At 61.0% G+C, this 25,214-nt stretch carries 23 protein-coding genes; 13 read left to right on the top strand and 10 right to left on the bottom strand.

Going from position 1 to position 25,214, the window contains the following annotated elements; translation table 11 throughout:
* Positions 1-24: 24 nt before the first annotated feature.
* The 5 genes from raiA (at position 25) to mgtE (ending at position 3,445) form a co-directional block, all read left to right on the top strand.
* Positions 25-333 (top strand): ribosome-associated translation inhibitor RaiA, encoded by a 309-nt coding sequence (raiA, locus tag OP495_RS00215; RefSeq protein WP_280566434.1) that lies wholly within the window; start codon positions 25-27, stop codon positions 331-333.
* A 6-nt stretch (positions 334-339) separates the two neighbouring features.
* On the top strand, positions 340-816 hold the full coding sequence (gene ptsN, locus OP495_RS00210; protein WP_280562341.1) for a PTS IIA-like nitrogen regulatory protein PtsN: 477 nt from the start codon (positions 340-342) through the stop codon (positions 814-816).
* 41 nt (positions 817-857) lie between these two features.
* Complete coding sequence (rapZ, locus tag OP495_RS00205; protein ID WP_280562342.1) at positions 858-1,754, top strand: RNase adapter RapZ; 897 nt, start codon at positions 858-860, stop codon at positions 1,752-1,754.
* Positions 1,741-2,010 (top strand): HPr family phosphocarrier protein, encoded by a 270-nt coding sequence (locus OP495_RS00200; protein WP_280562343.1) that lies wholly within the window; start codon positions 1,741-1,743, stop codon positions 2,008-2,010. Before rapZ ends, OP495_RS00200 begins: the two co-directional genes overlap by 14 nt.
* Positions 2,011-2,092: 82 nt before the next feature.
* Complete coding sequence (mgtE, locus tag OP495_RS00195) at positions 2,093-3,445, top strand: magnesium transporter (protein WP_280562344.1); 1,353 nt, start codon at positions 2,093-2,095, stop codon at positions 3,443-3,445.
* Between the two features lie 34 nt (positions 3,446-3,479).
* Here mgtE and pmbA read toward each other — a convergent pair whose 3' ends face one another.
* Positions 3,480-4,820, bottom strand: coding sequence for a metalloprotease PmbA (gene pmbA / locus OP495_RS00190; RefSeq protein ID WP_280562345.1), 1,341 nt, complete (start codon positions 4,818-4,820; stop codon positions 3,480-3,482).
* A gap of 109 nt (positions 4,821-4,929) precedes the next feature.
* Between pmbA and yjgA the strand changes: the two genes are divergently transcribed.
* Positions 4,930-5,448 (top strand): ribosome biogenesis factor YjgA, encoded by a 519-nt coding sequence (gene yjgA, locus OP495_RS00185; protein WP_280566431.1) that lies wholly within the window; start codon positions 4,930-4,932, stop codon positions 5,446-5,448.
* Positions 5,449-5,578: 130 nt separating this feature from the next.
* On the opposite strand, the gene tldD is transcribed toward yjgA, so the two are convergent.
* The 7 genes from tldD to OP495_RS00150 form a co-directional block, all read right to left on the bottom strand.
* Positions 5,579-7,033, bottom strand: coding sequence for a metalloprotease TldD (gene tldD / locus OP495_RS00180; protein WP_280562347.1), 1,455 nt, complete (start codon positions 7,031-7,033; stop codon positions 5,579-5,581).
* Positions 7,030-10,920, bottom strand: coding sequence for an AsmA-like C-terminal region-containing protein (locus OP495_RS00175; RefSeq protein ID WP_280566429.1), 3,891 nt, complete (start codon positions 10,918-10,920; stop codon positions 7,030-7,032). Before OP495_RS00175 ends, tldD begins: the two co-directional genes overlap by 4 nt.
* A 4-nt stretch (positions 10,921-10,924) precedes the next feature.
* Positions 10,925-12,388: a ribonuclease G gene (rng, locus tag OP495_RS00170; protein ID WP_280562349.1), complete on the bottom strand. Its 1,464-nt coding sequence runs from the start codon at positions 12,386-12,388 to the stop codon at positions 10,925-10,927.
* Positions 12,389-12,419: 31 nt separating this feature from the next.
* Complete coding sequence (locus OP495_RS00165) at positions 12,420-13,022, bottom strand: Maf family protein (RefSeq protein WP_280566427.1); 603 nt, start codon at positions 13,020-13,022, stop codon at positions 12,420-12,422.
* Positions 13,023-13,076: 54 nt separating this feature from the next.
* Positions 13,077-13,559 carry a rod shape-determining protein MreD gene (gene mreD / locus OP495_RS00160; protein WP_280562351.1) on the bottom strand — a complete coding sequence of 161 codons (483 nt, stop codon included), beginning with the start codon at positions 13,557-13,559 and terminating at the stop codon, positions 13,077-13,079.
* Positions 13,556-14,479, bottom strand: coding sequence for a rod shape-determining protein MreC (gene mreC / locus OP495_RS00155; protein ID WP_280562390.1), 924 nt, complete (start codon positions 14,477-14,479; stop codon positions 13,556-13,558). Before mreC ends, mreD begins: the two co-directional genes overlap by 4 nt.
* A gap of 123 nt (positions 14,480-14,602) precedes the next feature.
* A complete protein-coding gene (locus OP495_RS00150; protein ID WP_280562352.1) occupies positions 14,603-15,640 on the bottom strand; it encodes a rod shape-determining protein in 1,038 nt (345 codons plus the stop codon).
* 196 nt (positions 15,641-15,836) lie between these two features.
* Here OP495_RS00150 and gatC point away from each other — a divergent pair, with 196 nt between their 5' ends.
* From gatC to gatB, 3 genes are read left to right on the top strand one after another with little or no spacing between them, the layout of a single operon-like run.
* Positions 15,837-16,124, top strand: a complete 288-nt coding sequence (gatC, locus tag OP495_RS00145; protein ID WP_280562353.1) for an Asp-tRNA(Asn)/Glu-tRNA(Gln) amidotransferase subunit GatC — start codon at positions 15,837-15,839, stop codon at positions 16,122-16,124.
* 41 nt (positions 16,125-16,165) lie between these two features.
* The gene (gatA, locus tag OP495_RS00140; RefSeq protein ID WP_280566424.1) at positions 16,166-17,626 is read left to right on the top strand and encodes an Asp-tRNA(Asn)/Glu-tRNA(Gln) amidotransferase subunit GatA; all 1,461 of its coding nucleotides are present in this window, start codon (positions 16,166-16,168) and stop codon (positions 17,624-17,626) included.
* Positions 17,626-19,077 carry an Asp-tRNA(Asn)/Glu-tRNA(Gln) amidotransferase subunit GatB gene (gene gatB / locus OP495_RS00135; protein WP_280562391.1) on the top strand — a complete coding sequence of 484 codons (1,452 nt, stop codon included), beginning with the start codon at positions 17,626-17,628 and terminating at the stop codon, positions 19,075-19,077. Before gatA ends, gatB begins: the two co-directional genes overlap by 1 nt.
* Before the next feature lie 25 nt (positions 19,078-19,102).
* Here gatB and OP495_RS00130 read toward each other — a convergent pair whose 3' ends face one another.
* Positions 19,103-20,824, bottom strand: coding sequence for a bifunctional protein-serine/threonine kinase/phosphatase (locus tag OP495_RS00130; protein WP_280562355.1), 1,722 nt, complete (start codon positions 20,822-20,824; stop codon positions 19,103-19,105).
* A 187-nt stretch (positions 20,825-21,011) separates the two neighbouring features.
* Here OP495_RS00130 and ppa point away from each other — a divergent pair, with 187 nt between their 5' ends.
* Positions 21,012-21,542, top strand: a complete 531-nt coding sequence (gene ppa / locus OP495_RS00125; RefSeq protein WP_280562356.1) for an inorganic diphosphatase — start codon at positions 21,012-21,014, stop codon at positions 21,540-21,542.
* Between the two features lie 63 nt (positions 21,543-21,605).
* Here ppa and OP495_RS00120 read toward each other — a convergent pair whose 3' ends face one another.
* Positions 21,606-22,616: a DUF2333 family protein gene (locus OP495_RS00120; protein ID WP_280562357.1), complete on the bottom strand. Its 1,011-nt coding sequence runs from the start codon at positions 22,614-22,616 to the stop codon at positions 21,606-21,608.
* A 215-nt stretch (positions 22,617-22,831) separates the two neighbouring features.
* On the opposite strand from OP495_RS00120, the gene aroQ reads away from it, so the two are divergent.
* From aroQ to accC, 3 genes are all read left to right on the top strand, one after another.
* Entirely contained in the window at positions 22,832-23,269 is a 438-nt protein-coding gene (gene aroQ, locus OP495_RS00115; protein WP_280562358.1) for a type II 3-dehydroquinate dehydratase, read from the top strand.
* Between the two features lie 61 nt (positions 23,270-23,330).
* Positions 23,331-23,795 carry an acetyl-CoA carboxylase biotin carboxyl carrier protein gene (gene accB / locus OP495_RS00110; RefSeq protein ID WP_280562359.1) on the top strand — a complete coding sequence of 155 codons (465 nt, stop codon included), beginning with the start codon at positions 23,331-23,333 and terminating at the stop codon, positions 23,793-23,795.
* Positions 23,796-23,865: 70 nt separating this feature from the next.
* Positions 23,866-25,212, top strand: a complete 1,347-nt coding sequence (gene accC / locus OP495_RS00105) for an acetyl-CoA carboxylase biotin carboxylase subunit (RefSeq protein WP_280566423.1) — start codon at positions 23,866-23,868, stop codon at positions 25,210-25,212.
* Positions 25,213-25,214 lie beyond the last annotated feature (2 nt).

Here is a 25,214-nt window from a genome sequence, read left to right as displayed (position 1 = left end):
CAACCGATGGAATAGGAGCGTGCCATGCAAGCCAATATCACCGGTCACCACATCGAATTGACCGATGCTCTACGCGACTACGTCAATGAAAAGCTCGCGCGTCTGGAACGCCACTACGACAACATCACTACCGTCCAGGTCACGTTATCCATCGAGAAGGAACGCCACCTGGCTGCATGCACGCTTCATGCCGCAGGCGCGGACCTGCACGCCGATACACAAAGCGACGACATGTACGCCGCTATCGACGCCCTAACCGACAAGCTCGACCGTCAGCTCGTCAAACACAAGGAAAAGTTGCAGGCACGCGCTCAGGGCGCCGGTGCCCGTTAATTCGCCATGATATTGGAAAGCATCCTACCCCCCGAACGCGCACTCTTCGGCGTTGCCGGGGGGAGCAAGAAGCGTGTGCTGGAATTTTTCAGCACCTTCATCGCGCAGAACACACCCAGCCTCGATAGCCAGGAAGTGTTCGGACGTCTCATCGGCCGCGAACGATTGGGCAGCACCGGTATCGGTAATGGTGTCGCTATCCCGCATTCGCGCAATCCGCATTGCAAGGAGCCGATTGCCGGTTTTCTACGCCTGCAGGAGCCCATCGACTTCGATGCCACCGATGGCGACCCCGTCGACCTGATCTTCGTTCTGCTGGTTCCAGAAGAAGCCGACGATGCCCATCTGTCGTTGCTTGCCCAGGTTGCCGCCATCATGAACGATAGCGCCATTCGCACCAAACTACGCCAGGCACAGACTCAACGACAGCTCTACGACACTCTGATCGAGGCCATCCGCCAGCACGACACCAGCGCAAACTGACATCCGCGCATACTGATACTCGCGCAACACAAGGGGCGCTCATGCAGCTCGTGATCATCAGCGGCCGTTCCGGCTCCGGCAAATCGATTGCCCTCCAAGCACTCGAGGATCTCGGCTACTACGCGATCGACAACCTGCCGGCCAGTCTCATGGCACCCCTGATCGATGAGCTACGTGAAGGCCCGCCGTCACGCACGCATATCGCGGTCAGTATCGACGCACGCAATCTTCCCGATGCCCTGAGACGCTTCCCGGTGCTGCTCGAAGAGATCCGCGCCCGAGGCATTCAGTGCCAGGTCGTTTATTTGACCGCCGACTCGCGCATACTACTGGAACGCTACTCGGCGACGCGCCGTCGTCATCCGCTGACGCGAACCAGTGAAATGACGCTCGCCGAGGCCATCGAACAGGAACAAGCCTACCTTTCGTCGATTCGCGATATCGCCGATCTGGTCATCGACACCTCCAACCTGTCGGTACACGAACTGCGTGGCCGCATCGCCGAGCAGGTGGCACGCCATAGCGGCCGACACCTGACCTTGACGTTCGAGTCATTCGGCTACAAACGCGGCGTCCCGCTGGATGCCGACATGGTGTTCGATGCGCGCTGCCTGCCCAACCCTTACTGGGACCCTCAGCTACGCGGTTTCGACGGTCGCGATTCTCAAATCGTCACGTTTCTCGAAGCCTACCCCGACGTTCACGCCATGGCCGACGATATACGTCAGTGGTTGGAACGCTGGCTCCCCGCCTATGTTGCCAGCAATCGTAGTTATTTGACCGTCGCGATCGGCTGCACCGGTGGCCAGCACCGCTCGGTATACCTGATCGAAGGGCTGGCTCGGTATTTTGCGACACAAATGAGTGGAGTGCGCCTACGCCATCGCGAATTGGGCGTGCAAGCCGCACTGCCGGAGGATGGCGATGCCGCGTCGTAGGCTGCAACTCACCAACAAGCGCGGCCTCCACGCACGTGCCGCGACCAAGCTCGTGCAATGCTGCCAACCTTATGCGGCGCGCGTCTGTGTGTTCCATGGTCAGCGTGAAGCGGATGCCACCAACATCATGTCACTGCTCATGCTGGCAGCCCCCTGCGGGACCGAACTCGACATTCAAGCCGAGGGCGACGACGCCGACGAGGTACTCAAGGCCCTCACCACCTTGTTCGAGTCACGCTTCGAGGAAGATGCTTGATTAGCGAACAGCGTTCGCGCCTGCCCGAAGCGATGTTAGAATTACGCTTCGCCCAAGAATCGACAAAGGATGCCGATTCCCCATGAGCCCCAATCACAAGCAATTACAGCCTCGGCTGGACCGCCTCAGCGAGGCCTTGGAAAGCGGTGCGCTGGACCAGGCGCGGCGCATGCTCAATCGTGGCCTGGCCCCGGTCGATGTCGCCCATCTGCTTGAATCAACGCCGCCGCGTGAGCGCAATGTGCTGTGGGAACTGGTCGACCCCGAATTGCAGGGCGATGTGCTGCAATACCTGGGTGACGACATCCAGAGCGAATTCCTGAGCCGCATGGACGCCGAACAGCTCGTCTCGGCGACCGAAGGACTCGACGTCGACGACCTCGCCGACTTGCTGCAACGCTTGCCCAACACGGTCATTCACGAAGTACTGCAAGCCATGGAGGCGCAAGAACGCCAGCGGATCGAGACCGTGCTGTCCTACCCCGAGGACACCGCAGGCGGCTTGATGAACACCGACACCATCACCATTCGCCCGGATATCACCCTGGACGTGGTGCTGCGTTATCTGCGCCGACACGAAAAGTTGCCCGACTCCACCGATACGCTGCTCGTCGTCACCCGCCGCGACGAACTGATCGGCACGCTACCGCTCAATTTGCTGTTGGTATCCGACCCTTCGATCCTGGTCCGCGAGGTCATGAACACCGATTTTGCTTCGGTGCAAGCCACGGCCGCGGACACCGAGGTCGCCAGCCTGTTCGAGAAATTCGATCTCATTTCGGCACCGGTGGTGAGCACCGACGGCGCCCTGCTGGGCCGAATCACCATCGACGACGTGGTCGACGTCATTCGCGAGGATGCCGAGCACCAGGTCATGAGCATGGCCGGCCTCGACGAGGACGAGGACACCTTCGCGCCAGCGTGGCGTACCGGGCGTCGACGCGCCGTATGGCTAGGCATCAACCTGATTGCGGCGACCATCGTATCGTTTGCCATCGGCATCTTCGAATCGACCATTCAGCAAATCACTGCGCTGGCCGTGTTGATGCCCATCGTCTCCAGCATGGGCGGTATCGCCGGGTCGCAGACGCTGACGGTGCTGATTCGCGGGATCGCCCTCGGACACGTCGGCGGCGCCAACGTGCAGTGGCTGCTGGTCCGCGAAATGCTCTCGGGGATGATGAACGGTGTGCTATGGGCCGTGATCGTGGCCCTGGTCGCCATCGTGCGCTTCGACGACTACAAACTCGGCGGCATCATCGCCTTGTCGATGGTCATCAACCTGACCGTCGCCGCACTGGCCGGCACCGTGATTCCCGTGCTGCTCAAGCGCCTGAAGATTGACCCAGCGCTCTCGGGAGGCGTGCTCTTGACGACGATTACTGATGTGGTCGGCTTCGTCGCGTTTCTGGGACTGGCCACAGCGTTTTATTGAGACGCGGCGCTGAGGCACCGCGTCACCGAGCTTTTTACTCGCCCGCCACCATCATGTCGCCGATCAACCAGCTCCCGGTATGCACACTGCCGCGCGTATCGGTATCGCTGCCTACGCCTTGGATATTGGCGAACATATCGCGCAAGTTGCCGGCAATGGTGAATTCCTCGACGGGATGCTGAATCTTGCCATCCTCGACCCAGAAGCCCGACGCACCGCGTGAATAATCGCCGGTCACGCCATTGACCCCTTGCCCCATCAATTCGGTAACGAGTACGCCACGCCCCATCCGCGCGAGCAATTCATCCCGCGAAACTAGAGGCGCCTCGATACGCAGATTGCGCGCGCCACCGGCATTGCCGGTCGTGGTCATTTCCAAGCGCCGCGCACTGTATGCCGAAAGCATGTAACTCGCCAAGCGTCCCTGGTCGATGAACACGTTGTCGCGCGTGGCGACGCCATCATTATCGAAGGCCGTACTCGCCATGGCGCCATATTCACGAGGCCGTTCACACAGCGTGAACCACTCGGGGAAGATAGTCTCACCCAACTGACCACACAGGAAGGATGCCTCGCGATACAAGGCGCCTCCGGCGATGGCGCCCATGAAACTACCCACCAAACCGCTGGCAAGCTCGGGCGCAAAGAGCACCGGCATTCGACCTGTCGCTGGTGAGGCTGCCCCCAAACGGGCCAACGTCTTCTCGGCAGCACGTCGACCCACCGCCTCGGGCGACTCCAAGTCCGCTGGATTGCGTACCGAGGTATAGTCGTAATCGCGCTGCATGTCCGCTCCCTGACCGGCGATGAGCATGCACGACAGCGAGTGGTGGCTTCCGCGCTGGCTCCCCAGAAATCCATGGCTATTGCCATAAACGCGCACGCCTTCACCACTGGATAGGCTCGCCCCCTCGGAGTTGGCGATACCCTCGACCCCGCGACCGGCGGACTCGCAAGCAAGTGCCAGTTCGATGGCATCGTCGGTGCTCAACGGCCAAGGATAATGGACGCCGAGATCCGGCAATTCCGTCGCCATCAGTGAAGCATCGGCCAAGCCCGAGGCCGGGTCTTCCGCTGTATAGCGCGCAATATCCAACGCTTTCTCGACCACCGCACGCAAGGATTCATCGCTCGCGTCGGATGTCGACACGCTGCCCTTGCGCTGCCCCACGTACACGGTCACCGCGATCCCTTGATCGCGGGATAGCTCGACGTTTTCCACGTCGCCCAGGCGTACACCGACCTCGATTCCCTGGTCCACGCTGGCGCCCACTTCACACGCATCGGCGCCCAATCGCTTGGCCCATTCCAAGGCCTGCGCGACGCGTGCCTCCAAGCGTGCTTGCTGCTCTACGGCATCGAAGGCCTGGCTCATGGTCTACTCCTGTACTCATAAGGCCCGAGACACTGCTCAAGGGCTCGGTAGGATTGTCGAGGAAGCCTGATATACTGCACGGTCATCCCCGAAGCATGATGGTAATGCAATGTCGATCGATCTCCCCGACCCGCACGATGAAGAGGCGGGACGCCCCAGCAAGACCCAGCGCAAGCACGAGATGAAAGCCCTGCAAGCGCTGGGTGAACGCATCATCGCCATGAGCGATGCCCAGCGCGCACGCCTGCCGCTTTCCGACGACATGCGTGTCGCGGTCGAGGACACCTCGCGCATCCGCTCCCACGAAGGCCGTCGTCGCCACATGCAGTATGTAGGCAAGGTCATGCGCCGCGAAGACCTTACGGCCATTCAGGCAACGTTCGACGCCATCGAACAGGAAAAGTTACAGCGCGATAACGCCTTCCATCGTCTCGAGCATTGGCGCAACCGGCTCATCGAGGACGACAGCGCCGACGCGCTGGCGGCCTTCATCGCCGAATACCCCGAGGTCGACCGACAGACGCTGCGGCAACTCACTCGCAATGCTAGAAGCGAGCGCCAGCGCGAAAAACCGCCGAAGAATACCCGCAAACTGTTCAAACTGATTCGCGAAACCGCCGAAATGTAAGATTGGCACTCCGTGCCTCAAAGAAGGAAGACCGGCGCTTCGCGCCTGGAAGATGAAAGGAAACCACATATCCTGGCTTGCTCCTCGTTCTTCCTTCTTCCCTCTTATTGCTTACTTCTTCTCCCTTACCTCAGGACTGCGTCCCGCCGACGGTGAGTTCGTCGATCTTGAGTGTCGGCTGGCCCACGCCGACCGGCACCCCCTGACCTTCCTTGCCGCAGACACCGATACCGGTATCCAGATCGAGATCGTGCCCGATCATCGACACCTGCTGCATGACCTCTGGCCCGTTGCCGATCAAGGTCGCACCCTTGACCGGTGCGGTGATCTTGCCGTCCTCGATCAAATAAGCCTCGGAGGCGGAGAACACGAAACGTCCCGAGGTGATATCGACCTGGCCGCCGCCGAAGCTCACCGCATAGATGCCCCGCTTGACGCTTTTGACGATGTCCTCGGGATCATCTTGGCCGGCCATCATGCAAGTATTGGTCATGCGCGGCATGGTGGCGTGTGCATAGGACTCGCGACGCGCATTACCAGTGGGCGCCATGCCCATCAAGCGTGCGTTGAGCTTGTCCTGCATATAGCCCTTGAGGATACCGTCCTCGATCAGCGTGTTGCGTTGCGTCGGCGTCCCTTCATCGTCGACGGAAAGCGATCCGCGCCGGTCGGATAGCGTCCCGTCGTCGACGACCGTGACACCGGGCGCGGCCACACGTTCACCAATACGCCCCGCGAAAGCCGAGCTGCCCTTGCGGTTGAAGTCTCCCTCGAGGCCATGCCCCACCGCCTCGTGCAGCAGAATGCCGGGCCAGCCGTTGCCCAACACCACCGGCATTTGGCCGGCCGGGGCATCGACCGCCTCCAGATTGACCTTCGCCTGACGCACCGCCTCCTTGGCAAAGCGTTCTGCGACGTTTTCGTCGCGCAAGCGCGCCATCGAGTAACGACCGCCACCGCCTGCGCTACCCCGCTCACGACGCCCGTCACGCACGGCGATGACGCTGACGTTGAAGCGTACCAAGGGGCGAATATCGGCTGCTAGCGTGCCATCGCTGGCGCGCACCATCACCACTTCATAGACGCCCGACAGAGAGGCACTGACTTGCGTGATACACGGATCGGCGGCACGGGCCACACGATCCGCCGTCTTGAGCATGGCGATTTTATCCTCGGCGGACAGCCCCGCCAGCGGATCGACATCGGCGTAGCGGCGCGTAGGCGTGGCAGCCTGAACCGCCTGAGGCGGCAAGCGTTGGCCGCTTCGCGCGATACCCGCTGCAATACGCCCGGTATCGGCCAGCGCATCGGGACTGATCTGATTGGAGTAGGCAAAACCGGTCTTTTCCCCGGTCAGGGTGCGTACGCCGACGCCACCGTCGATGCTGTAGCCGGCCTCCTTGACGTCGCCGTCCTCGAGGATCCAGCTTTCTTGCCAGGTACGCTGAAAATACAAGTCGGCATAATCGATACCCGGCCCCATGGCGTGGCCCAGGCCGGTATCTAGCGCCGCCAGGTCGAGCCCCCCCGGCGCGAGGAGCAATGAGGTCGCCTGATTCAAGGCGCTGTCGTTGAGTGCGTTCATCGGGCGCTTTCCAGTGTCAGTTGCGGCGACGACCATGGGCCGTGCACGCGGTAATGTATCTGCGTTGCCTTATCGAGCCAGCCGCCGAAAAGCTTGTGGGCGAGGTACAATCCCACGCCTACTTGCGGCGCGCCAACGAGCACGGCCGCCAGCGGCAAATTCTGGCTCACCGGCACGGTGATACCCAGTCGCTGATTCAGTGTACGCTGCACGAGATCGACTTCGCCTTGCAAGGTAAAGTGGGTGGCCGAACCGTCGATTTCAACCGGGCCTCGGGTTATGAGCTTGCCGTCGAATAGCGTCGCCTCGCCATTCACGCTATTGAAAGCCGTCCCCTCCTGGGTAATATCGGAGAAGTCCAACGTCAGCCGACGGAAGATGTTATCCAGATTGAGCAGTCCCACCAGCTTGGCCGGGCCCGATTCGACCTCCCGGAAACGGCCATTGGTCAATGCCAGTGATGCACTGCCCTGCGAGCGTTCAACGGCAAATTGCCATGGCGCCCCGGGCCATGCCAAGCGCGCATCCAGATCGACGCTTTCGCTATTGACCACTTCGGGTTGCCCTAGGCGAACCAGGGCGTCGCCGAGATTGCTCCCCTTCAGGGTCATCCGCGCGCGCGTCAGGCTATCTCTTCGCCCTGTGGCTTCCCAGGCCAGTTCGCCGCTCGCCGTCACGCCGTTGACCACCAACGACAACGGCTTGATATCCAGACGCTGTAACGAGGTCTGCCAGTCGGCATCGAGCGGACCGATGGTCTGCCCGTCATGACGCAGCTCGTCGACATGCAAACGCCCATCGGGCCAGCCTTCCACGCCATCCGGAAGCGCTACGGGATCTGGCGGCGTGGCGATTTCATCGCTGAGTTTCACCTTACCGTCGCCTTGGCTAGCACCCTCGGCAGGCCACAGGGTGTCAAGATCTAGACGCGTGAGGTTAATATCCAGCGAGCGCGGCGCCTCTGGCCGCCACTGCGCTTCTCCCGCCGCCACGGGACCGGCCAGCGCCAATTGCCATCCATCCTCGAGCGGGGTGATATCGGCTTGCAACGCGCCCCGGCATTGTCCATCGAGAACGACACAAGGCGACGAGACGGCGATACGCTGCAAACCACTCGAGAGGTCCTCGCCCGTGCCGCTCGAGGCGTCGTCCGGCACGCCCTTGGGTTGCGTGGTGACTTGTCGGTTGAGATCGCGTTCACGCAGCAGCGATATCCATTGTTGTGGGTCCAACCGAGGCGGCTGCCAGTTCACGCTCCAGCCATCCTGCTGTGGCCACTGGGGCGCTTCCGGCCAGTTTTCCAACCATGCCTGGCCCTGTAAACGTTCGTCTCGCACACGCCAGCGTAATCGCCCCCAATCCGATACGCTGACCCGGCCGCTACCCGAGGCCACATCCGCGTTGACTTTCAGCGGCGCCGTGTCGTCGACGGCCTTGCCAAAGGGGGCTGGTAGGTGCAGAGCCAGGCCTTCGAGGTCGCTGGTAACGCGCACGCTCGCGTTGTCCTCATCGTCGAAAGTGACCCGGGCGCGATACGGTAGCGTACCCTCGGCAAGCGCTGGCTGCGGCGCCAGGCGCGCCCAGCTCAATAATCCCTCGGCGCTGGCACGGCCCGTGAAGGTAAAGCCATCACCGCCCATGTCCAGCGTGCCATTCATATTTCCCCCCAGCGCCCGCGCACTCACGTCACCGGTCAGCAGGTCCTGATCCTTGAGGTGTCGATAACGCAGATCGCCCTGAACATCTTCGAGCGGAAGGCGCAACATGCCGAGATACAGTCGCGAGGCCTCGACACGCCCCTTGATATCGGCCTTCATCGCTTCAGGAATCGCCAGCGGAATCGTCATGTCGAGATCGGCCTCGACCTGGCCTTCACTCTGCCAATCGGCAAAGGTCTCGCTAAGATCTTCCAGCGGCGCTGCGGCGAGATAATCCAGCAAGGCTTGGCTGGATCCCGTGACAGGCCCACGCACACCCAACGTATTGCCGATCATCAAGACGCGGGCATCGCGCGTTTCCAGGCCCATGCTAAAGGCGTGGTCCACCTGCGCGACCAGGGTCTGATTGTCGATATCCAAATGGCCGGCAACGTTTTCCAGCGCTGGCCATTCGGGGTCATAGGGTAGCCGGCCCTGCTCGACATCCAGCGCCAGCTGCAGGCGATCATCGGGATTGACGAACAACTGGCCCTCGGGTGCCTCACGTTCGGTCAGCGTCTGCGACAATGACAGACTGCCTTGGGGAACGCGGCCGCTGACCTGCGATAGCCAATCGAGCAATTCGTCGTCCATGGCTTGGGTGGGCAGCCAGTCGAGCAGCGGCGTATCGATCGCATCAGCATCGGAAAACGCCAGATCGAGATCGAGATGCCCGGGCCTGTCCTCTGCCATCGGTATGTGCGTCGCGAACGTACCGTTGACATCGGCCCCACGCCAATTGGCTTGCAGTGCCTTGCCCTCGATGTCGAAAGCATTACCGTCACGTTGCCAGTCGACATGTCCGGTCGCGGCATCCACCGCAATCGGCTGGGCATAGACATCGGGGAACGCAAGCACCATGCCCGGCTCATCACGAAAATGCACGCTGCCCGAGGCGTTGTCGGTGGTCACCCAGGCGCTGAACGGCCCGCCGCCGGGGATGCCGTCCCAAGCCGACACGCGTGCGCCCGTCAATGCCGTGCGTGTGAACCAACGGTCGTCATGACGCCCGACTTCGAGGCCGGCGACTCGCCCCTGCGGCGCCATCTGCTCGAGCATTCGTGCGTGCTCATCGGATAACGGCAGCATGCGGCCCCAGGCGGCCATCGCATTCAGGGAAAAACCACTGCTGCGCAACCACCAGTCGGCGCCATCAATACGCGCCTGTAATCGCTCGGGCAAGGGAGAGCCTTTGCGGTCGTCGCCATCGCACTTGGCAACCAGGTCATTGGCCCAGATATCCCAGCCGCCATCGTCATCCCGCAACGCCTGGGCACGCACGCCGATATCCTCGAATGCCAGCGGCGAGCCACCTCGCCTGGTGATCTCCAGCCTGGGTAGCGACAAGCGCAGACGCACATCCTCGAGACGGGCATCCTGCCAGCGGGCCCATAGCCGGGCGTCGCCTTCTACCGTGTTCAGAGTGTAGCGTTGCTGAGCAGTCAACACCTGGCCCAGGGCACGCAGCCCCTGGGCGTTGACGTCGACTTGCAGGGCGGCATTGAAGGCACCCAGTCCATGACGCCCGGGTAGCACCTCGAGAACCGCACTCAAGGCGGCATCCGGTTGGCCGTCGACATGCATCTGGCCCTCGAGGTGGGCCTGTGAGTCGCCGCCCGCCATCAGCATGCGCGGTGCTACGAGCGTGACCTCGTCCTGCCGCCCATGCAGCACCACGCGCACGTCATGAATGGCGACACGCTGACGCACAAGAACACCGACCCAACGGTCGATATCGGCGAGGCGGAAGCGACCCGGTGCCTGAACCTCATCGGGCACTTCCGCCGAAGGCCAGCCCCATCCTCCTTCATCACGCTGATAAAGATGAAGCGTCGCCTGTTCGACCTCGGCCTTTTCGAAAACGGGATACCCCGCGCGCAGCGACGCCAGGGTATCGAGACGCGCATGCGCACTCTCGAGGCTCAGCAAAGGCGGCGCTTGAGGCGCTTTGGCACGCAAGGTCATTCCCGAAAGGGTCGCCGACGGATCCCATCCATGCCAATCGGCGCCGATATGCTCAAGCTCGGCATCGGCGCTGAAACGTTCGGAAAGTTGGGCTTCGATATCGTCGCGAAACGCATCAGCCTGTGTCGCCAGACCGCGAGCCGCCAGCAGCACCAGCACGATGACGCTCAGTACCACTGCCACGACCGTGAGCGCCCAACGCCACGCTCCTCGCAACGCATTCATGGGCTCACATCAGCACGATGTCGTACTGCTCCTGAGAATAGTGGGCTTCGACCTGGAAGCGAATCGTCTTGCCGATGAAGGCTTCCAGATCCGCCACCGCCGTGGACTCCTCGTCGAGCAGGCGATCGACCACTCCCTGAGAAGCCAGCACCATATAGGTTTCCGGGCTGTAGGCGCGCTCCTCGCGCAGGATTTCCCGAAATATCTCGTAGCACACGGTCTCCGGTGTCTTGAGCGTTCCGCGTCCCTGGCAGGTCAAGCAAGGTTCACATAGGGTCTGCTCGAGGCTTTCGCGGGTGCGCTTACGCGTCACCTGCACCAAGCCGAGTTCGGTCACGCCGGTCAACTTGTTCTTGGCATGGTCGCGTTCCAGCGCCTTTTCGAGAACACGCAGGACTTGGCGCTGGTGCTCGAGCTCTTCCATATCGATGAAATCGATGATGATGATGCCACCCAGATTGCGTAGCCGCAGCTGACGCGCAATCGCCGTGGCCGCCTCGAGGTTGGTCTTGAAGATGGTTTCCTCGAGATTGCGATGCCCCACGTAACCGCCGGTATTGACATCGATGGTGGTCATCGCCTCGGTCTGGTCGATCACCAAATACCCGCCTGACTTGAGCTGTACCTTGCGGCCCAGCGCCTTCTGGATTTCGTCCTCGACGCTATAGAAATCGAACAACGGGCGCTCGCCGGGATAGTACTCGATGCACGACTCGACATCGGGCATGAATTCCTTGGCGAACTCCTTGAGCTTGGCGTAGTTTTCGCGCGAGTCGATTCGTACGCGCTCGATATCGGCGCGCAACACGTCGCGCAACGTGCGGATGAATAACGGCAGATCGTCGTAAAGAAGGGCCGGTGGTGTGGCGCTGTGGCGACGTTCATCGACCTTGCGCCAGAGCCGCAACAAAAAGTGCATGTCGGTCGCCAGCTCTTCCTGTCCCACACCCTCGGCAGCAGTGCGGATGATCACGCCCCCCGGCGCCTCATCGTGTTTTGCCGCCTGAGAGGCTTCGATCAACGTCTTGAGCCGCTCGCGTTCGCCCTCATCCTCGATACGCTGGGAGACACCGGTATGCGGCGAGTCAGGCATATACACCAGATAGCGCGACGGCACCGACAGGTGTGTGGTTAAACGTGCCCCTTTCGATGCGATGGGGTCTTTGGTGACCTGCACGACTAACGGCTGCCCTTCCTGGAGCAAGTGCGAGATCGTGGTGTGTTCATCGGTGCTCGCGTTGGGCGCAACGACTTCATTGACATGAATGAAGGCCGCCCGATCGAGCCCAATATCCACGAAGGCAGCCTGCATGCCCGGCAGTACACGCACCACCTTGCCTTTGTAGATATTGCCCACGATGCCACGTCGACGGCTGCGTTCGATGAAGGCTTCTTGCAAGACACCGTTCTCGACCACGGCGACACGCGTCTCCATGGGCGTCAAATTGATCAGTACCTCGCCGCTCATGCGTTGCCCCTAACCAGATTATCTGTCGGCATTATGGCACAGCCACGCGCTCGCCCCACAGCGAGACACCTTGACGCGTCAATAACTTGGCGGTCTCGAAAAGAGGTAACCCGACTACCGCAGAGTGACTGCCTTCGATGCGCTCGACGAATATCGCTGCCAGCCCTTGAATGGCATAGGCACCCGCCTTGTCGACGGGCTCACCACTACGCCAATACGCATCGATCTCGTGCATTTCGAGCGGACGCAGTGTCACCCGGGTCGTCACGTAGGTCGACAAAACGCCACACGGCCCAGTCACCGCGACGCCCGTCATCACGTCATGCGTGGTGCCCGACAACGCCGTGAGCATGTCGACGGCATCTTCGCGATCACGCGGTTTGCCTAGGATGCTCTGCCCCAGCACCACGGCTGTGTCGGCCCCCAATATGGGTAACGACGTTCCCGCCGCACCGGCCTGCGCCTTGTCTCGCGCCAAGCGTTCCACATAAGCGGCAGGCAACTCCCCCGCCCGCGGTGTCTCATCGATATCGGCCGACGCTACTTCGAGCGTTACGCCAATCGACGCCAACAGCTCACGGCGACGCGGCGAAGCCGACGCCAGGCGCAGCGACGCCCCCTGGGATGTGGACATGTGCTTTTCCTCACGACTTGGGTGACAAAGGTTTCGCGGAATGAAGCAGCGAGGTCAAATGATTTTCAAGCGGCGCCGTAGTACTTGCATCATGGTGAACAACCACGGCCATAAGGCAGCGCCTATGAGCGCGGGCAGCAAGAATGCCAGATGAATAGAGACCGGGCCGAAAATCGTGCGCAGCCATTGCTCGACCAGTTGAATCAAGCCCAGCAATACAAAGAGCAAGACGGCCTGTTGCCAGATGGAGTAGGCACGCAGGCGTTGATAGAGCAAGAGACACAAATAGGTGAGCAGCGACAATGTCAAGGCGTTCTGGCCCAAGGGCGTGCCCTCAATCAGATCCAGCAGCAAGCCAAGTACGAAACCATGGAGGACACCGACGCGTTGGGGGGCGGCAATGCACCAATAAGCCAATGCCAGGCCGAGCCAATTGGGACGCCACATCAGCCATGCATCGGGCAGCGGCATGACCTGCAAGCACAAGCTCACCAGCAGGGTGAACCAGATCATGAGAAGTCCTGGCAAGCGCATCATGGACGCGCCTCCTCAAGCTCGTTGGGTATTTTTACCACCCCTCCATCCATCAAGTGCAATGCGGCCTCGATATTGACGTCGCTGGTAATGGCCGCCGCCGCAGGTGAGGGAAACAGTAGCAAGAAATGCCGTGAGCGCTCGGGTTGCGCAAGCGGTCGCGCTTCGACGCTCGCGAAAGAATGCTGGCCATCCCTATCTACCTGCGTGATCTCCGCAACAGGGTACCCCTCGGGAAAACGTCCGCCCAATCCCGAGGTCGTGAGCAGGTCACCTTCCTTGATATCGGCGGTCGCCGGCACATTAAGCACATTCAGAGTATCGAGGTCGCCGGAGCCCTGGACGATGAAACGCTGCCCGCTGCGATTGACCTGCACCGGTACGGCATTATTGGCATCGCTCACCATCAGCACACGGCTGGTATACGCGGAAACGGCAATGACCTGCCCGATCAAGCCAGAGGCATCCATGACAGGCTGCCCCACATAAACGCCATCACGGCGCCCCCGACCGATCACCATCTGCTGGGTGAAAGGGTCGGAATCCAATGACAACAATTCAGCGGTAATATAGGGGACTTCATCGCGCGGCGCAGCATTCAGCAACTCTCGCAGTCGCACGTTTTCCGCCGTCAAGTTCGCCATGCGCTGCACGCGATGCGATAGCGTCAGTAACTGCTGACGCAAGCGCTGGTTCTCATCCACCAGGGCACGCTGATCCGAAAAGACCAGCGCCGCCCAGGACAAACCCTCACTGGGCAGACTCACCGCCCATTGCACGGGCGCCACCACAGTGGTCAATTGCGAGCGCACATCGTCCATGAAAGGCAGGCGATGCTCCGCAAACATCAATGAGAAAGCAGCCACCGCACATAACAACATGCGATAACTGGGCACCGGACCGTGTGAAAACAGAGGTTTAATAAGCCTTCCTCCGCAAACAGGGCGCAAGACTCATAACGATCGGACACACGCTGGAAGCCACACACGACGCATGTGGCTTCCAGGCAGGCGTATCAGCGCTAACATGGCAAGCGCCCGAGTGCGTCAATCGCTGGACAGCAACTCGAAGGTCCGCTGATCGATCATTTCCAACGCCTTGCCGCCGCCACGGGCCACACACGTCAACGAATCCTCGGCAACGATCACCGGCAAGCCCGTTTCTTCGGCGATCAACTTGTCGATGTCACGCAACAACGCGCCACCGCCGGTCAATACCACGCCACGTTCGGCAATGTCTGACGCCAGCTCGGGCGGTGATTGTTCCAGGGCGCTCTTGACCGCCGCGACGATGGACGAGAGCGGATCCTGCAAGGCGTCGAGAATCTCGTGCGAATTGAGCGTGAAGCTGCGCGGGATGCCTTCCGCCAGATTGCGACCGCGCACATCGATTTCACGCAACTCACCGCCGGGATAGGCACAGCCGATTTCTTCCTTGATGCGCTCGGCGGTCGCCTCACCAATGAGGCTGCCATAATGACGGCGCACATAGGCCGAAATCGCCTCATCAAAGCGATCGCCCCCAACGCGAATCGACTCGGTGTACACCACGCCATTGAGCGAAATGATCGCAATCTCGGAAGTTCCGCCACCGATATCGACGACCATTGACCCCATGGCCTCCTCGACCGGCAGGCCGGCGCCGATGGCCGCCGCCATGGGCTCTTCGATGAGGAAGACCTCACGTGCACCAGCGCCTTCTGCGGATTCCTTGATAGCGCGCCGCTCGACCTGGGTCGACATGCACGGCACGCAGACCAAGACACGCGGGCTCGGCGTCAGAAACGTGCTTTGATGCACCTTGCGAATGAAGTTCTGGAGCATCTGCTCAGTGACGGTAAAATCAGCGATGACACCATCCTTCATGGGACGGATCGCGGTAATGTTGCCAGGGGTACGACCTAGCATGCGCTTGGCATCGATCCCCACGGACGCGACGGTGCGCATATTGCCAGACTGGCGGATCGCCACGACCGACGGCTCGTCGAGCACGATACCGCGACCGCGCACGTAAATCAGCGTGTTGGCGGTTCCCAAGTCGATCGACAGATCGCTCGAGAAAAGCCCCCGTAAACGTTTAAACATGGAAGTCTTTCACCTAGTCCAGACCGGAACCCTGTGCGGACGCAAACGGTACCATCACGGGGATGGCGCGGCAAGCAAAGGCCTGTCAGCGCTCGCCAGATATGGTAAATTCTGTGGTTACCCACGGCGACCTTCATTGGCGCTCATTGGCGCGGCGCTGACACACGCCGCGCAGTCTCCATAAAAGGCAAACGATATGGCGATCGAACATGCAGACGTGCTCCGTGCCGCCCACTTGGCCCGCGTCGGCTTGAGTGAAAACGAAGCAACCGGTTATGTCGACGACTTGAGTCGCATACTGAAGATGGTCGACCAACTTCAGGCCGTCGACACTCAAGACATCACCCCGCTGGCGCATCCACTGGATGCCACCCAGCGCCTACGTCCCGACGAAGTGACCGAACATAGCCAGCGAGAGCGCTTCCAGGCTTGTGCGCCAGCCGTTACCGACGGCCTTTATCTCGTCCCGCGCGTCGTCGAGTGAAGCATCCTCGTCAGGATTCGAATCAGGAGTCATATTCTTCCATGCATGACAAGACCCTCACGGAGCTTGCCGCCGGTCTTCAAGCAGGCGAGTTCTCCAGCCGTGAGCTATGCCAGGCGGCACTCGAACGCATCGAGCACCTCGATGGCGAGCTCAACAGCTTTATTACCGTGACCGCCGAGCAGGCACTGGCCAACGCCGATGCCGCCGACCGTGCACGCGAAGCCGGCGATGCCGGCCCTCTCGCCGGTTTGCCGCTGGCCCTCAAGGACATCTTCTGCACCCAGGGCGTGCGCACCAGCTGCGGCTCGAAGATGCTCGACGACTTCGTCTCGCCCTACGATGCCACGGTGGTCGAAAAGCTGCGCCAAGCCGGCGCCGTCAACCTCGGCAAGACCAACATGGACGAGTTCGCCATGGGCTCGTCCAATGAGAACAGCTTCTATGGTCCGGTCAAGAACCCATGGGACTTGAGCGCTGTGCCCGGCGGCTCCTCGGGCGGTAGCGCGGCCGCCGTCGCCGCGGGACTGGTGCCCGCCGCACTGGGGACCGATACCGGTGGCTCGATCCGCCAGCCGGCGGCCTTCTGCGGCATTACGGGCCTGAAGCCTACTTATGGCCGCGTCTCGCGCTATGGCATGGTGGCGTATGCCTCGAGCCTCGATCAGGGCGGCCCACTGGCACGCAACGCCGCCGATTGCGCCCTGCTGCTCGAAACGATCGCCGGTCAAGACGTTCGCGACTCCACCAGCGTGGCGCGCGTCGTACCCGACTACACCGCCGATCTCGATACTTCGCTTTCCGGCCTCAAGATCGGCTTGCCCAAGGAATATTTCGGCGACGGGCTCGACCCCGAGGTCGAAACCGCCGTGCGTGAAGCGATCAAGGTCTACGAGTCGCTCGGTGCCAAGGTCTGCGAGGTCAGCCTGCCGCATACACATCTGGCGATCCCCGCCTACTACGTCATTGCCCCGGCAGAAGCTTCTTCCAACCTGTCGCGTTATGACGGTGTGCGCTTCGGCCACCGCTGCGATGATCCGACAGACCTCGAGGACTTGTATAAGCGTACGCGGGCCGAAGGCTTCGGCGAAGAAGTCAAACGGCGTATCCTCATCGGCACGCATACCCTGTCCGAAGGTTTCTTCGATGCCTACTATCTCAAGGCACAGCAGGTGCGTCGCCTGATTCGTCAGGACTTCCTCGATGCTTTCGACGAAGTCGACGTACTGATGGGTCCGACCGCACCGACGCCCGCGTTCGATCTGGGCGCACAGAAGGACCCGGTGTCCATGTATTTGCAGGACATCTACACCATTGCCGTCAATCTGGCCGGTATTCCGGGCATCAGCGTTCCCGCCGGCTTTGCCGGCAATCGCCCCGTCGGCCTCCAAGTACTGGCACCGCACTTCGCCGAAGCCCAACTGCTCGGCGTGGCGCATCAATTCCAGCAAGCCACCGACTGGCACCTCAAGCGTCCGGCATTCGGCAAGGAGACGGCATGATGCAGTGGGAAACCGTGATCGGGCTCGAGGTTCACGTTCAGCTCGCCACTCAATCCAAGATCTTCTCCGGCGCGTCCACCGCCTTCGGCGCCGAGCCCAACACGCAGGCCTGCGCCGTCGACCTCGGCATGCCCGGCGTACTGCCGGTACTCAATGAAAACGCCGTCGCCATGGCGGTGAAGTTCGGCCTCGCCGTCGACGCCGATATCCCCGAAACGTCGCTTTTCGAGCGCAAGAACTACTTCTATCCGGACCTGCCAAAGGGGTATCAGACGAGCCAGATGGCGCAGCCCATCGTTGGCCCCGGCAAGGTCGAGATCACGCTCGACGACGGTTCGACACGCAGCGTCCGTATTCATCACGCCCACCTCGAGGAAGATGCCGGCAAGTCACTGCACGAGGATTATCACGGCATGACCGGTATCGATCTCAACCGTTCCGGCACGCCACTGCTGGAGATCGTTTCCGAGCCCGATATGCGCTCGGCCAAGGAAGCCGTGGCTTATATCAAGGCGCTGCATGCCATCGTCACCTATCTCGGCATCTCCGACGGCAACATGGCCGAGGGCTCGATGCGCTGTGACGTCAACGTCTCGGTACGCCCCAAGGGACAGGCCGCTTTCGGTACCCGGGCGGAAATCAAGAACGTCAACTCATTCCGCTTCGTCGAGAAAGCCATCGCTTTCGAAGTCGAACGCCAGGTCGAACTCATCGAGGACGGCGGCGAGGTCATTCAGGAAACCCGACTGTTCGACCCAGAACGCGACGAGACACGTGGCATGCGTACCAAGGAGGAAGCCAACGACTACCGTTACTTTCCCTGCCCCGACCTCCTGCCGGTCACTCTCGACAGCGCCTATGTTGATCACCAGCGCGCACGCATGCCCGAGTTGCCCAGCGAAAAGCGCCACCGCTTCGAAAACCAGTTGGGCCTTTCCGCCTACGATGCGGGTGTGTTGGCCTCGAGCCGCGCCATGGCCGAATACTTCGAAGCCGTCAAAGAAACATGTGACGATGCCAAGCAAGCCGCTAACTGGGTTCAGGGCGAGCTATCGGCCAACCTCAACCGCGAAAGCTTGGAAATCGGCAACAGCCCGGTCACGGCCGAGCAGCTCGGCGGCCTCATTCGACGCGTAATGGACGACACCATCAGCGGCAAGGCCGCCAAGCAGGTCTTCCAGGCGCTCTGGGACGGCGAGGCGGACACTGCCGATGCTATCATCGAGGCGCGCGGCCTCAAGCAGGTCACCGACACCGACGCCATCGAGGGCATGATCGACCAGGTCATCGCCGACAGTCCGGTTCAGGTCACCCAGTACCGTGAAGCCGACGAGACCAAGCGCGGCAAAATGATCGGCTACTTCGTGGGCCAGGTCATGAAAGCCTCGCGCGGCACCGCCAACCCGCAACAGGTCAACAGCCTCCTCAAGCAGAAGCTGGATGACGCCTAACGGCGCCTCGACATATCCGAAGGCTTTACCCCAGCCACCACGACAGCAGCAAAAGCAGGAGCAGCACGCCGGCCACTATTTTCCATAGCGTGGCCGGTTGCTGCCATGACTCGCGGGCTTCGAGGTCGTCACGGCGCTTGGGCGTGCGCAGATGAGAGGCAAACTCGCCCAGCCGCCGAAAACGCAAGGCACGTTGGGGGTCGAGGGCACGCTTCAAGGCGTCATCGAGTTCGCTGGTGATGGCGGGATTGTAGCGCCGTGCACTGGTGTAACTCATACGCTCGAGATCGGTATGGCTGCGTAACTCGTGGGGCGCCAGCGCATAGGGCTGATGCCCGGTCAGCAACCAATAGATGGTCGAGGCCAGCTCGTATTGATCGCTGCGCCGCCCTACTTCGGTATCCAGCGCATATTCCGGTGCGCTGTGCTCGTTCAATCCCACCTGACGCGCCAGTTCGCGCGCTGCTTGCTGACTATCGCTTTCACGCAGGTGGCAGGCGCCGAAATCCGTCAGTACCAGCTGCCCATGTGAATCGACCATCAGATTATCGGGGTGGATGTTCTGGTGCAGCACATCGCGGCGATGCAGGGCCTGCACCGCCTTGACCAACTGACGCGCTAAATCCAGACGTGCCTCAAGACTCGCCTGGGGATGGCGTAGCGCCCAGTCACTGAGCAATTCGCCCTTGATGTAATCGAGCAAGTAATACTGATAGCGGCGCGGGCGGGACGGGTCCACGACCTTGGCCACGAACGGCGAGTTGACACGCTGCACGATCCATTGCTGAAGCGCGAAATGTTCTTGATAGGCATTGCGCAGCGACAGCTCGGGGCTCGGGGCCTTCATTACTATCTCACGCTCGTTGCGCGCATCATGCACGCGATAGACACGCGACTTGGCTGTACGCGACAACACCTCTTGCACCTCCAGCCCATCGAGACGCTCTCCGGGCGATAATTCGGGAGGCACCGGCAAGTCACCATACAACGGCACAGGATGATCGGGCTCGACTTCCTCGGGCAGCCGGTCGATGCGCACCAACTGAAAGCAGAATTGGTCGCCGCCGTAACCGCGTTCCTGAGCCCGGGCCAGCGCCGCCTCGGCCAAGCGTTCGCAGGCCGCATCGAGGTCGCTGACATCGGCACGGATCAGTTGCACGAAATCCGAGGGCAACAGGGTGCCGCGTACGGCCTGGGTAGTGAACAGGAAAAGGTCGCCCTGCTTGAGAGAATCCGTCACGTAATCGATGTCGAGGCTACCGTCCATGCCAAGCGCCCGTGATGGATAGCGATAACCGCCCAGTTCGGTGACGTGATCACGCGACATTTGCTCGAATTCGGCGCCTCGCAGGCGGAATACCAAGGTGTCTCCCATATGAAAGAGATGCACCTCACGATGACGGAACACCATGGCCGATAGCGAGCAGATATAGCTGCCGCCTTCGATGTACGCGCTTTGGCTATAGCTCCAGCCATTCAAGGCACGCAGCACGCGATGTGCCGATGTCTTGACGTCCCAATGCTCCGGCGTCGAATAATAATCGGCGAGAAAGCCCCGTACGCTCAGATCTCCGGCCTGCTTGGCGATGGCGTTGCGCCAGGTGGAATCACTGATCAGGGCGCAGGCCCCCTTGGCGGACAATTGCGAACCGCCGGGTATCTGTACCGACATCGAACTGCGATGGCGACGCCGATCCGGTGCCACGAATGCCTGACCGAAGCTGATAGAAAGGCTGCTTGCCGTCAACGAGCGTCTCCTTGTCAATGATGATGAGACGGATAATTCCCGCGTTCGCTGAGCATGACGATGCATGACAACGATTGCATGATGCCATTTACGTCCCACGTCGGTTGGTAAACGCTGGACGCTACTCGTATAATTTCTCGGATTTTCTCCCGCTGGTGTTCAACCTGCAAACCGCAAGGACTCGACGATGAGTTTCAAAAACATTCCCGCTGGCAAGGATCTTCCCAACGACGTCTATGTGGCGATCGAGATCCCTGCCAATCACACGCCGGTCAAATATGAAATCGACAAAGACATGGACGCGCTGGTCGTCGACCGTTTCATGGCTACGCCGATGTTCTATCCGGCCAATTACGGTTTCATCAACAACACCCTGGCCGACGACGGCGATCCGCTCGACGCCCTGGTGGTCACCCCGTATCCCGTCCAGGCGGGCAGTGTGATTCGTGCGCGTCCGGTCGGCGTGCTCAACATGTCCGATGAAGCAGGCGAAGACGCCAAGCTGGTCTGCGTCCCGCATCCCAAGTTGAGCGCCTTGTATGACGACGTGCAGGAAGTCACTGACTTGCCCGAGCTGCTGCGCCAACAGATCGCGCATTTCTTCGAGAACTACAAGGATCTCGAAAAAGGCAAATGGGTGAAGATCGACTCCTGGGACGGCGCTGAAGCTGCCCGAAAGGCGATCGAAAAAGCAGCCGACGCTTATACCAAAGCCTGAAGCGCTCGCCGCCCGCCCAACACCCCGCGTCGGACATACCGCCGCGGGGTGTTTTATTGAGGGCTATTGTGCCCCGAGATCGCTGCGTATCTCTTGAATCAGTTGTGATGCCCGCAACGTGTAGTTGGCCATCATCAGCGAGTGATTGGCAAAAATGCCAAAGCCGCTGCCATTGAGCACCACCGGACTCCAGACGCGTGCCTGCGAAGCCTCGAGTTCGTCGATCAGCCGATCATATGACTTGCCGACCCCGGCCGCCTCGATGGCCGGCGCGAAGTCACGCTTGGCCGCCTTGAGCAGGTGCATCAAGGCCCAGGTGTTACCGCGCGCTTCGAAGAAGACGTTGTCAATACGCCACCACGGGGTACTCTCGCCATCCTCGCCGGTTTCGATATCGGCACTGTGGCGTTCGGCGCTTCCCACACTCGCTGCCAGACGTTGCGTCTGCTGATCGAGCCGAGTCTGCACACGATCCAGCCAGGCAGCTAATGCCGGGGCATCCGATGAGAAATCCGCCTGCTGCTCACCCAGACGTCCCAAGTAATCGCGTAGTGCTTCGCGCGCCTCTTGGTAACGCCCTTCGGCTGACGGAAAACGCCAGGCGTCACTGCGTGCTGCCAAGGCATCGACGGCTTGTTGTACGTCTTCGTCGCCACTGGCGATGGAATCATTGAGAGTCGCGCTCATGGCCCGCACTTGCCCAAGCACGCCATGTTCCCAGCTCGGCATGTTATCCAGCCACAATCCCGGCAGCGCGATATCGTTGCGCAAATAGCCACCGGGCTTGTCGAGCAAGCTGCCGAGAAGCGTCAAGGTAGTGGCGGTCACGGTCTCGCCTGGCCGAGGGGCATCCGACGCGGCCTCGGCACCGGATGGCTGCGCGGCGCCGCGCTGCACGCCCACCGCGTCATCGACGTTAAAATCATCGGGCCGCTGGCTCCACCAGACGCCCAGCGCCACGCAGACCACGAGGTAGATGATCAGCAAGGCGACCAGAGGCTTCCAGATCCAGCCATATTGGGGCGATTCCAGAATATTGCGCTGTTGACGCTCACGCTTACGAAAAAGAGCCATAAGACGTCCTTGTGATGAAGTTGAGAGCAATAACTTTCATCCTATCATGCAGTGGCGTTTTTGCTTGTGCCAACGCAAACTAGACAGCTCGTCCGTTTTTGGGCAAACTCCGCCCACACTAACGATATATGGCACCAGCAGCGGCATCTTGCGTGATCGTGCCGTGATCTAAGCCAATCCTGAACAGGTTAACAGCGTCGATCAGGACCCATGAAATGGCGAAGCTTCTCGTACTCAACGGCCCTAACCTCAACCTGCTCGGCACCCGCGAGCCAGGTGTTTACGGTACTACCACCCTCGAGGACCTTCGTCTGCGTCTGACCCAGCGCGCCTCTGATGCCGGCCACCAACTCGATTGGCTACAGTCCAATGCCGAGCACTCACTGATCGAGCGTGTTCATGCAGCGCATGACGACGGCACCGACTTCATCCTGTTCAACCCGGCCGCCTTTACGCATACCAGCGTTGCCCTGCGCGACGCGCTCACGGGTGTCGCCATCCCTTTCATCGAGCTGCATCTTTCCAACGTGCATGCGCGCGAGCCGTTTCGCGCGCATTCGTATTTTTCGGATGTCGCTCGCGGCGTCATCGCCGGATTCGGCGCCGATAGTTACGAGCTTGCCTTGGAGGCCGCGCTACGTCAGCTCGGCTGACAGCACCCACGCTCCGATGCAAACCACGCCACCTCACATTCACATTGATCGAGACAGGCTTATGGATATTCGCAAGGTCAAGAAACTCATCGAACTCCTGGAAGAGTCCAATATCAGCGAGATCGAAATCCAGGAAGGCGAGGAGTCTGTGCGTATCAGCCGCCACACCGGTGGTTTCAGCGCACCGCCCGCCGCCGAGGCCCCCGCGCCGGTCGCAGCGCCCGCACCCGCCCCTGCAGCGCCGAGCGAAGCAGCCGCGCCAGCGGCCGAGGCGGCCCCCACGCAGCCCAGCGGCCACCCAGTGACCTCCCCCATGGTAGGCACCTTCTATCGCTCGCCGGCGCCGGGCGCGAAAGCCTTCGTGGAAGTCGGCCAAAGCGTCAAGAAAGGCGAGACCGTGTGCATCGTCGAAGCCATGAAGATGATGAATCAAATCGAGGCCGATCAGGATGGCGTGATCGAAGCCATCATGGTCGAGGACGGCGAGCCGGTCGAATTCGACCAGCCGATGGTCATCATCTCTTGAAGCCGTTTGCGATCGCCCTTGGCGGTCAATCGCGCAACGCTTCCGAGCTTACATAGAGACGGACGACACTATGTTGGACAAGGTACTCATCGCCAACCGTGGCGAGATCGCTCTTCGCATACTGCGCGCCTGCAAGGAACTGGGCATCAAGACAGTAGCGGTCCATTCCAAAGCGGATCGTGAACTCATGCACGTGCGCCTGGCTGACGAAGCCGTGTGCATCGGACCGGCCTCCTCCGCGCAGTCATATCTGAATATCCCGGCACTGATCAGTGCCGCCGAGGTCACCGATTCCAGCGCCATCCATCCCGGCTATGGCTTTCTCTCCGAGAACGCCAACTTCGCCGAACAGGTTGAGCGTTCGGGCTTCGTATTCGTCGGCCCGCGTGCCGAAACCATCCGCATGATGGGCGACAAGGTCAGCGCTATCTCGGCGATGAAGGCAGCCGGCGTACCCACCGTGCCCGGCTCCGACGGCCCACTCCCCGAAGATAACGACGAAGCCGTACTGGCCACCGCGCAACGCATCGGCTATCCGGTCATCATCAAAGCAGCCGCCGGCGGTGGCGGACGCGGCATGCGTGTGGTGCACAGCGAGGATAGCCTGCTCTCCTCGGTCAGCGTGACACGCAATGAGGCCAATGCGTCGTTCGGCGACGGTACGCTTTACATGGAGAAGTTCCTCGAGAATCCGCGTCACGTCGAGGTACAGGTGCTGGCCGACGGCCAGGGCAATGCCATTCATCTCTACGATCGCGATTGCTCTCTGCAGCGCCGTCACCAGAAAGTGTTGGAAGAGGCGCCGGCACCTGATATCGATCCCGAGGCCCGCGAAAACGTTTTCAAAGCCTGCACCGATGCCTGCATCGAGATCAACTATCGCGGCGCCGGTACCTTCGAGTTCCTGTATGAAAACGGTCAGTTCTTCTTCATCGAGATGAACACCCGCGTACAGGTCGAGCACCCGGTCTCCGAGATGGTCACCGGCGTCGACATCGTCAAGGAACAGCTGCGCATCGCCTCCGGACTGCCGCTGTCCATCTCGCAGGACGATGTGCATCTCAGCGGACACGCCTTCGAGTGCCGGATCAATGCCGAGGACTCGCGCACTTTCATTCCCTCGCCCGGCAAGATCGATCTCTACCACGCGCCGGGGGGCTTGGGCGTTCGCATGGACGCGCATATCTATACCGGCTATAGCGTGCCGCCGCATTACGATTCGTTGCTCGGCAAGCTGATCACCTGGGGCGCCAGTCGTGAGACCGCGTTGACGCGCATGCGCAATGCGCTCGACGAGCTGCTGGTCGAAGGCATCAAGACCAATATCGATCTACAGAAGGATCTGGTCCGCGATAGTGCATTCCAACAAGGCGGGGTAAACATTCACTACCTCGAGAAGAAGCTTGACCTGACCTGATC

The sequence above is a fragment of the Chromohalobacter sp. 296-RDG genome (assembly GCF_029889885.1).
Classification (GTDB): Bacteria; Pseudomonadota; Gammaproteobacteria; order Pseudomonadales; family Halomonadaceae; genus Chromohalobacter.
The sequence above is the reverse complement of the archived record's forward strand: the minus strand, read 5'-3'. Positions and strand labels throughout refer to the sequence as shown.

Coding starts and splice junctions, on each gene's coding strand:
- raiA (WP_280566434.1), top strand. CDS start 25: ATGCAAGCCAATATCACCGGTCACCACATCGAATTGACCGATGCTCTA.
- ptsN (WP_280562341.1), top strand. CDS start 340: ATGATATTGGAAAGCATCCTACCCCCCGAACGCGCACTCTTCGGCGTT.
- rapZ (WP_280562342.1), top strand. CDS start 858: ATGCAGCTCGTGATCATCAGCGGCCGTTCCGGCTCCGGCAAATCGATT.
- OP495_RS00200 (WP_280562343.1), top strand. CDS start 1,741: ATGCCGCGTCGTAGGCTGCAACTCACCAACAAGCGCGGCCTCCACGCA.
- mgtE (WP_280562344.1), top strand. CDS start 2,093: ATGAGCCCCAATCACAAGCAATTACAGCCTCGGCTGGACCGCCTCAGC.
- pmbA (WP_280562345.1), bottom strand. CDS start 4,820: ATGAGCCAGGCCTTCGATGCCGTAGAGCAGCAAGCACGCTTGGAGGCA.
- yjgA (WP_280566431.1), top strand. CDS start 4,930: ATGTCGATCGATCTCCCCGACCCGCACGATGAAGAGGCGGGACGCCCC.
- tldD (WP_280562347.1), bottom strand. CDS start 7,033: ATGAACGCACTCAACGACAGCGCCTTGAATCAGGCGACCTCATTGCTC.
- OP495_RS00175 (WP_280566429.1), bottom strand. CDS start 10,920: ATGAATGCGTTGCGAGGAGCGTGGCGTTGGGCGCTCACGGTCGTGGCA.
- rng (WP_280562349.1), bottom strand. CDS start 12,388: ATGAGCGGCGAGGTACTGATCAATTTGACGCCCATGGAGACGCGTGTC.
- OP495_RS00165 (WP_280566427.1), bottom strand. CDS start 13,022: ATGTCCACATCCCAGGGGGCGTCGCTGCGCCTGGCGTCGGCTTCGCCG.
- mreD (WP_280562351.1), bottom strand. CDS start 13,559: ATGATGCGCTTGCCAGGACTTCTCATGATCTGGTTCACCCTGCTGGTG.
- OP495_RS00150 (WP_280562352.1), bottom strand. CDS start 15,640: ATGTTTAAACGTTTACGGGGGCTTTTCTCGAGCGATCTGTCGATCGAC.
- gatC (WP_280562353.1), top strand. CDS start 15,837: ATGGCGATCGAACATGCAGACGTGCTCCGTGCCGCCCACTTGGCCCGC.
- gatA (WP_280566424.1), top strand. CDS start 16,166: ATGCATGACAAGACCCTCACGGAGCTTGCCGCCGGTCTTCAAGCAGGC.
- gatB (WP_280562391.1), top strand. CDS start 17,626: ATGCAGTGGGAAACCGTGATCGGGCTCGAGGTTCACGTTCAGCTCGCC.
- ppa (WP_280562356.1), top strand. CDS start 21,012: ATGAGTTTCAAAAACATTCCCGCTGGCAAGGATCTTCCCAACGACGTC.
- OP495_RS00120 (WP_280562357.1), bottom strand. CDS start 22,616: ATGGCTCTTTTTCGTAAGCGTGAGCGTCAACAGCGCAATATTCTGGAA.
- aroQ (WP_280562358.1), top strand. CDS start 22,832: ATGGCGAAGCTTCTCGTACTCAACGGCCCTAACCTCAACCTGCTCGGC.
- accB (WP_280562359.1), top strand. CDS start 23,331: ATGGATATTCGCAAGGTCAAGAAACTCATCGAACTCCTGGAAGAGTCC.
- accC (WP_280566423.1), top strand. CDS start 23,866: ATGTTGGACAAGGTACTCATCGCCAACCGTGGCGAGATCGCTCTTCGC.